This is a genomic window from Psychrobacter sp. 1U2 (assembly GCF_051847575.1).
The window spans coordinates 1-1018 of record NZ_JBPYDC010000503.1 but is presented as its reverse complement, the minus strand read 5'-3'; the positions used below and the strand labels follow the sequence as shown (position 1 = coordinate 1018).

Below are 1018 nucleotides of genomic sequence, written 5' to 3'. Positions count from 1 at the left end.
TAACATTACGCGTACAAATGAAATTTAATATTTAAGGTAGGCTATATAGATGTTATCAGCTGTGCTTGTTATCTAATAAGAACAATGAGTATATAAAGTTGATAATTGAGGATTATTATTAAGCAGTTATTATTTGTTAATATACTGAAAATTATTATTGCATGTCTTATTTGCTACCTATAAAATAGCGCCACCATGTATTTTGACATGCATTATTTATGAGGGGTTTATTATGTTAAAACGTCATTTGTTACTTGCTAGTGTCCTTGCTGGTACGTTTGCAGTCACTGCGTGTAGTCAACAAACCGAAGAGCAAACAGAAGCTGCGGTTGAATCTGCGGGTGATGATGTTGCTGCCAATACAGAAGAAGCTGCTAATGAAACTGAAGCTGCTGCACAAGAAGCTGAAGTAGCGGCTCAAGAAGCTGGTACAGAAGTCGCTGAAGGCGCTGAAACAGCTGGTGCTGCTGCTACTAATGCTTTAGAAAATACTGGTGATGCTATTGCTGAAGGCGCAAACGAAGTTGTCGAAGGTACTGCTGCAGCGGTATCTGAAGGTGCTGACGCTGTTGCTGAAGGTGCAAACGAAGTTGAAGTTGAAGCTGAGCAACAATACTAAGTAATTTAGCTTAGTAATCTAATAGTCAATATATTGATTACTGTTAGATGAGACGTTAAGCTATAATCATTAGACGAATACTTACTCTATAAGCCCTGAAAAATTTAAAAAGCCTTGACAGTAGTCAGGGCTTTTTTGTGTTCGTTATTTGACATAGACCATGAAAGTTAGATTACTGTAAATATCAACGACTTGGAAAACTGACCAGATAAATAAATACTGGTGTAACTGCTACGAGGCGTAGATAATTTTTGCTATAATCACCCCGCTATAATTTGGGTAAGTAAACACTGTGATTATTGTTTATGGTTGCAGTTTGTGCTTAACGCTGAGTAATTGTTAGGTTTAATCTGATTTTTAAGCTTACTCTATTTTTTAGTATACCTATCATGTTAAGTG

At 36.4% G+C, this 1018-nt stretch carries 1 protein-coding gene; it reads left to right on the top strand.

Going from position 1 to position 1018, the window contains the following annotated elements; all coding sequences use genetic code 11:
- Window positions 1-232: 232 nt before the first annotated feature.
- Window positions 233-619 carry a hypothetical protein gene (locus ACS8FD_RS16885; protein WP_439261139.1) on the top strand — a complete coding sequence of 129 codons (387 nt, stop codon included), beginning with the start codon at window positions 233-235 and terminating at the stop codon, window positions 617-619.
- Window positions 620-1018 lie beyond the last annotated feature (399 nt).

Bases quoted from the DNA above. Each gene is read 5' to 3' on its own strand.
- ACS8FD_RS16885 (WP_439261139.1), top strand. From the start codon at position 233: ATGTTAAAACGTCATTTGTTACTTGCTAGTGTCCTTGCTGGTACGTTT.